The organism is Lacisediminihabitans sp. (assembly GCF_036404185.1).
Taxonomy (GTDB): domain Bacteria; phylum Actinomycetota; class Actinomycetes; order Actinomycetales; family Microbacteriaceae; genus Lacisediminihabitans.
The window spans coordinates 1-5,948 of the sequence record NZ_DASWPB010000146.1; the positions used below are offsets into that span (position 1 = coordinate 1).

Below are 5,948 nucleotides of genomic sequence, written 5' to 3' on the forward strand. Positions count from 1 at the left end.
CGAGGTCACCGTCGAGTAGCGCCGATGGGGTGCCCGGCGTCACGCCGGGCACCCCATCGCAGGTGCAACGCCACTCTGAGTTCAGCCCTCGTCGGGGATCTCCGCTTCCGGTTCTTCCGTCTCGTCGCTGACCCACAGCTCGTCGTCGGCACGAAGCGTCTGCCACGCCGCGTAGGCGACTCCGGCGGCGGCGACGAGGCCGAGGCCGATGAGGATGTAACGGCCGGGGCCCGAGCCGCTCTTGGCCGACTTGACTCCCGCCTTCGTGGCGATCTGGGTTCCCGCCTTGGAGGCCTTGCCGAGGGCCTCGCGAACCCGGGGGTCCTTGGCGACCTCGAGGATCGCCAGCGCCGAGGCGAGGGCCGAGGAGACGGCGGGAAGCACGTCCTGCGACACCTTGTCCCTGGCGGCTTCGCCTGCGGCTCGGGTCGCGGACACCCCGGAGGCGATCCCTGGGGTCAGGTGGTTGTCGATCGCGTCCTTGAGGCGGGGAGCGACCTCCTCGCGACCGGTCTGGGCGGCGTGATGGCCGGCCTCGCGGACGATGCGCGCGGCGTGCTCCAAAACCTCTTTCTGGTCATCCCAGAGATCGGTTGCGACGCCCTTCAAACGCGCCAGTTCCTTCTCGCGTTTACGTGACAGTGCCATGAGAAACCTCCAGTTGTCGTACGGAGAATGGTTCCATCCTTGCACGCGGCCACGGGAGCACAAACCCTTGACTGTGCGTATCCTGAGCGGTACGGAATGCTATGGAAGAATGACACCATGTCATTGCACACCCAAGTAGCCACCTTCCACACCTCCCTCGGCGACATCAAGGTCAACCTCTTCGGTAACCACGCGCCGAAGACGGTCGCCAACTTCGTCGGACTGGCCACCGGCCAGATCGAATGGACCCATCCGGCCACCGGAAAGGTCTCCAAGGACAGGCTCTACGACGGCGTCATCTTCCACCGCATTATCGACGACTTCATGATCCAGGGCGGCGACCCGCTCGGCCAGGGGACCGGCGGCCCTGGTTACAACTTCGACGACGAGATCCACCCGGAGCTCACCTTCACCAAGCCGTACCTGCTGGCGATGGCGAACGCCGGAACCCGTGGCGGCAAGGGCACCAACGGCTCGCAGTTCTTCATCACCACCGTGCCGACCACCTGGCTCCAGGGCAAGCACACCATCTTCGGTGAGGTCGCGGACGAGGAGTCCCGCGAGGTCGTCAAGAAGATCGAGGCCGTGGAGAAGGACTCCAGGGACAAGCCGAAGCAGGACGTCGTCATCAACTCCGTGACGATCGAAGAGGCCTGAGTTCAGTGGCAGCACAGTGACGCAGGCGCGGAACGATTCGGACAACTATTGCTATCGGCATCCGAATCGCCAGAGCTTCGTGCTCTGTCAGCGCTGCGGGCGCACGATCTGCCCGGAATGTCAGAGCCCCGCCGCGGTCGGCGTTCACTGCCCTGAGTGCGTCAAGGAGGCCAGACAGAGTATGCCGCGCACCCGCCCGGCCGTTGTCACCTCCATGAGACGCCTGGGACGCACCGGCGCTCCGGTGGTGACCTACGCCATCATGGCGCTGTGCGTCGTGATCTACATCGCCGAGCTGCTCACCGGTGGTCCGCAGGGAGGGCCGGTGTTCGGTTACCTCATCTACTACGGCCCGTTCACGGCGATCCAGCCGTGGCGCCTGGTGACGTCGATCTTCGTGCACCTGTCGATCCTGCACATCCTGTTGAACATGTACTCGCTGTTCATCTTCGGCCCGATGATGGAGCGGATGCTCGGACGGTGGCGATTCGCCGCCCTGTTCCTGCTCAGCGGCCTCGGCGGTTCCGTGGCGGTGCTGCTCATCGCCCCGACGACCCCGGTCGCCGGCGCATCCGGGGCGATCTTCGGGCTGCTCGGGGCGTACTTCGTGATCCAGCGTCACCTCGGCGGCAACACCGTCCAGCTGCTGGTCGTGATCGGGATCAACCTGGCCCTCGGGCTGCTTCCCGGAATCGCCTGGCAGGCCCACGTGGGCGGACTCGTCGTCGGGGCGCTCGTCGGGTTGATCTTCGTCCGCACCCGCAATCGAAGCCGCCGATCGGTGCAACTCTTCGGCCTCGCCGGGACGCTGGTCGGGCTGATCGTGCTGACCATCGCCGGCGTATCGCTTCTCGGCGGCATCTACGGCTGAGAGTTATCCACAGGTGATTCCACAATGGGGATAATTACACCGGTGTAACTCGGCGAGGCCGGTGGGACTCGGTAGAACGGGTCAGCGCCAGCGGGTCGTCATGAGGAATCCGACAAAGAGGATGCCGAAACCGATGAGGATGTTCCAGTCGCCCAGTTGGGGAACCGGCAGTGTGCTCTGGCTCACGTAGAAGACGATGATCCAGGCGAGACCGACGATCATGAGACCGAACATGATCGGCTTGAACCAAATGGGGTTCGGGACGTCGTCGCCGGTGCGGTTCTCCTCGGAGGCGGCGGGCTTCGTTCGGGCGTTCGATCTGGCCATGGTCGAAATTGTACCGTGAAAGCGCCGGGAGCCCCTGGACAGGGGATGTGCGGAAAGCCGCACCGCCTAGAATCGACAGCATGACCGAGGAGCTGCGGCGTGACCGGAAGAGTCTGCGCTCCCGCGGACGGCGTCGCAGGGTCAGCATCCTCGGCATCATCGGGGAGCTGCTGATCACCGCCGGTGTTCTCGTTTTCCTCTTTCTCGGCTGGCAGCTCTGGCTCAATGACCTTGTGGTCGGGGCGCATCAGAACAGCGCGGGTGCGGCGCTCGCGCACAAGTGGGTGGAGTCAGCCCCCACCCATGTCCGCGTCGACGGCACCAAGGCCGACTACGGGGACCCGGTCGTCGCCAAGGCGCCGGCCAACGCCGTCCAGTTCGCCGTCATGTACGTCCCGAGGTTCGCCTCCGACTACGCCCGGCCGGTATCGGAGGGCGTCGGCACGGCGGACGTGCTCGACAAGAACGGCATCGGCCACTACCCGGGGACCCAGATGCCCGGCGAGGTGGGCAACTTCGCCGTCGCGGCCCACCGCACGACCCACGGGGCGCCGTTCCACCTGCTCGCGACGCTGCAGGTGGGGGACAAGATCTACGTGCAGACCCAGGACGGCTACTACACCTATGACTTCCGTGGCCTCGAGTACGTGCGGCCGACCGGCGTCGGCGTGCTCGATCCGGTCCCGCAGGCGGCGGGGACGAACCCGACCGACCGAGTGCTGACCATGACCAGCTGTAATCCGATGTACTCCGCCTCGGAACGCATCATCGCCTACGCCGTCATGGAGTCGTGGCAGCCGATCTCGGCCGGGGCCCCCGATGCGATCAAGGCGATCGTGGCGGCGAAGGGATAGATCCGATGTACGGAGCATTGTGGCGTCTGATGCCGGGGCCCATCTGGGTGCGTATCATCCTGATGGTGCTGCTGTTCGGCGCGATCCTGGCCGTGCTCGGCTTCTTCGTCTTCCCTTGGCTGAACACCTTCGTGAACCAGACCGACGTGACGGTGGGAACATGACACGCATCCTCGTCATCGACAACTACGACAGCTTCGTCTACACGCTCAACGGATACCTGTTGCAGCTGGGCGCGCAGACGGATGTTCTCCGCAACGACGCGTTCGCCGCGGGCGAGGCCGCGGACAGGATCGCCGACTACGACGGCGTGCTGCTCTCTCCCGGCCCCGGGAACCCGGCGGCGGCAGGGGTCTCCATCCCCATCGTGCTCGCCGCGCTCGACTCCGGGCTGCCGCTGCTCGGGGTCTGCCTCGGTCATCAGGCGATCGCCGAGGCGCTCGGGGCGACGGTCACCCACGCCGACGAGCTGATGCACGGCAAGACCTCGCTCATCACCCACGACGGCAGCGATTTCTACGCCGGCGTTCCCCAGCCGTTTACGGCGACGAGGTACCACTCCCTCGCCGTCGTCGACTCGACGGTCCCCGACGACCTGATCGTCACCTCGCGGACGGCGGGCGGGGTGATCATGGGCGCGCGGCACCGATCGGCACCGATCTTCGGCGTGCAGTTCCACCCCGAGTCGGTCCTCACCCAGGGCGGCTACACGATGATCGCGAACTGGCTCGCCGTCGCGGGGCTCCCGGAGGCGCGCGAGGCGGCCAGGGGGCTCACCCCGATGGTGCGCCTCGACTGAGGTCTGCCTCAGCCGTTTTTGCAGTAGGTGATGGAGATCGCCGAATGCTGCGGCTGGTTGTCGCCGCTGATCGACTGGGCGGTCACCTTGTCACCCGCGCACGAAGACGCGATGAGCGTGGGATTGAGCTGCAGCGGATCGAGCAGGCTGAGGGCGGCGGCGATGTCCTGACCGACGACGGCAGGGATGTTGATCAACCCGTCGGAGACGACGAGGTTGACCACATCACCCTCGCGGGCGTTGGCACCGGAGGCCGGATCGCTGCTGATGACGACGCCGGCGGCGACCGTCGCCGAGTGCTCCTTGCTCGTCTGCCCGTAGGTGAGCTTGCGGTCGGCGAGCGCCTGTTTCGCGGCATCCTCCGACATGTTGGTCAGGCTGGGGACGGTGGTCGGGTCCTTGCCGGAGGAGACGTAGACCGTGATCGGCTGCTTCTTGCCGACCTTGGTGCCCGCATCGGGATCCGTCGAGATGATCTGGCCCTCGGCGACGGTGCTGCTGGACTGCTTGATGGGGTTCGGAACGAGGTCGAGGTCGGTGAGCTTCGTCGCCCCCGTTTTGTAGAGCTCGCCGGTGATGTTCGGAACCTTGACCGAGAGGCCCTCGCCGATGTTCGACGGGGGAATGTTGACCACCCAGAACACCACCGCGACGAGGATGACGGCGAGACTGGCGATGCCGACCCAGATCCAGGCGACGGGCGGCCGCGTCTGGGTGCGCACGCCACGTTCGTCGTCGGGGGCGGACAGCTGGCGGAAGGCCGCCTCCGAACCGCCGATCGCCGTGGGGTTCGCCCCGAAGAGCGCCGCGTTGAAGTCGTTCGCCGCCGGGCGGTGGACGGGAACGGCCCCTGCCCCTGCGGCCTCCAGGTCCCGGCGGAATTCGGCGGCGGTCTGGAAGCGCTCGAACTTGTCCTTGGCGAGTGCGTGCAGGACGACGGCGTCGAGGGCGGGGGACACCCGGGGATTGAGGGTGCTCGGCGCGACGGGGGCCTCGCTGATGTGCTGGTAGGCGACGGCGGCGGCGCGGTCGCCGCGGAACGGGGGTCGGCCGGTCAGCAGTTCGAAGAGCACGACGCCGGTGGAGTACAGATCGGTGCGGGCATCCACCGTCTCGCCCCTCGCCTGCTCCGGTGAGAAGTACTGCGCGGTGCCGAGCACGGCGCTCGTATCGGCCACCGTCGCGGAGTTGTCGGAGACGGCCCGGGCGATGCCGAAGTCCATCACCTTCACCTGGCCGTTCTGGGTGATCATGACGTTGCCCGGCTTGATGTCACGGTGCACGAGCAGGGCGCGGTGGCTGTACTCGAGGGCGGTCAGCACGCCGGAGACGATGCGCACGGCCTCCTTGGGGTCGAGCGGGCCCTCGGCGATGATGTCCTTGAGCAGCCGGCCATCCACGTATTCCATGACGATGAACGGCACCTGGGTCTCGAGGCCCGCGGGCGACGTCACCGTCTCCTCACCGGCGTCGAAGACGCGGACGATGGTCGGATGCGCCATGCGGGCGGCCTTCTGGGCCTCCTCGCGGAACAGGATGCGGAACTTCGGGTCGGTGGCGAGCGACGGCTTGAGCAGCTTGATCGCCACCCGTCTGCCGAGACGGGCGTCCGTGCCAAGATAGACGTCGGACATGCCACCACGACCGATCAACGTGCCGAGCTGGTATCTGCCGACGAGCAGGCGGGTACCTTCAGTCACGAATCATCTCCAGGGTGGTGCGGGCCGCGTATGTGCCAGTGTAATGCGTCGCGGATCGGCGCCCGCTCAGGGGGTCGGGCTCGTCGTCTCCG

The 5,948-nt window shown here is 66.6% G+C and carries 8 protein-coding genes; 5 read left to right on the forward strand and 3 right to left on the reverse strand.

The window, feature by feature from the left end; translation table 11 throughout:
- Window positions 1–81 precede the first annotated feature (81 nt).
- A complete protein-coding gene (locus tag VGC18_RS10570) occupies window positions 82–648 on the reverse strand; it encodes a hypothetical protein (RefSeq protein ID WP_331097080.1) in 567 nt (188 codons plus the stop codon).
- Window positions 649–765: 117 nt separating this feature from the next.
- Between VGC18_RS10570 and VGC18_RS10575 the strand changes: the two genes are divergently transcribed.
- Together VGC18_RS10575 and VGC18_RS10580 are read left to right on the forward strand one after the other, a co-directional pair.
- Complete coding sequence (locus tag VGC18_RS10575) at window positions 766–1,305, forward strand: peptidylprolyl isomerase (RefSeq protein WP_331097082.1); 540 nt, start codon at window positions 766–768, stop codon at window positions 1,303–1,305.
- Window positions 1,306–1,486: 181 nt separating this feature from the next.
- On the forward strand, window positions 1,487–2,176 hold the full coding sequence (locus VGC18_RS10580) for a rhomboid family intramembrane serine protease (RefSeq protein ID WP_331097084.1): 690 nt from the start codon (window positions 1,487–1,489) through the stop codon (window positions 2,174–2,176).
- Window positions 2,177–2,257: 81 nt separating this feature from the next.
- Here VGC18_RS10580 and VGC18_RS10585 read toward each other — a convergent pair whose 3' ends face one another.
- Window positions 2,258–2,503 (reverse strand): cell division protein CrgA, encoded by a 246-nt coding sequence (locus tag VGC18_RS10585; protein WP_331097086.1) that lies wholly within the window; start codon window positions 2,501–2,503, stop codon window positions 2,258–2,260.
- Between the two features lie 80 nt (window positions 2,504–2,583).
- Here VGC18_RS10585 and VGC18_RS10590 point away from each other — a divergent pair, with 80 nt between their 5' ends.
- The 3 genes from VGC18_RS10590 to VGC18_RS10600 are packed head-to-tail and all read left to right on the forward strand — an operon-like array spanning window position 2,584 to window position 4,156.
- Window positions 2,584–3,357: a class E sortase gene (locus tag VGC18_RS10590; RefSeq protein ID WP_331097088.1), complete on the forward strand. Its 774-nt coding sequence runs from the start codon at window positions 2,584–2,586 to the stop codon at window positions 3,355–3,357.
- A 29-nt stretch (window positions 3,358–3,386) separates the two neighbouring features.
- Entirely contained in the window at window positions 3,387–3,521 is a 135-nt protein-coding gene (locus VGC18_RS10595; RefSeq protein ID WP_331097090.1) for a hypothetical protein, read from the forward strand.
- Complete coding sequence (locus VGC18_RS10600) at window positions 3,518–4,156, forward strand: anthranilate synthase component II (RefSeq protein ID WP_331097092.1); 639 nt, start codon at window positions 3,518–3,520, stop codon at window positions 4,154–4,156. Before VGC18_RS10595 ends, VGC18_RS10600 begins: the two co-directional genes overlap by 4 nt.
- Before the next feature lie 8 nt (window positions 4,157–4,164).
- Here VGC18_RS10600 and pknB read toward each other — a convergent pair whose 3' ends face one another.
- The gene (pknB, locus tag VGC18_RS10605; RefSeq protein ID WP_331097094.1) at window positions 4,165–5,856 is read right to left on the reverse strand and encodes a Stk1 family PASTA domain-containing Ser/Thr kinase; all 1,692 of its coding nucleotides are present in this window, start codon (window positions 5,854–5,856) and stop codon (window positions 4,165–4,167) included.
- Window positions 5,857–5,948: the final 92 nt, after the last annotated feature.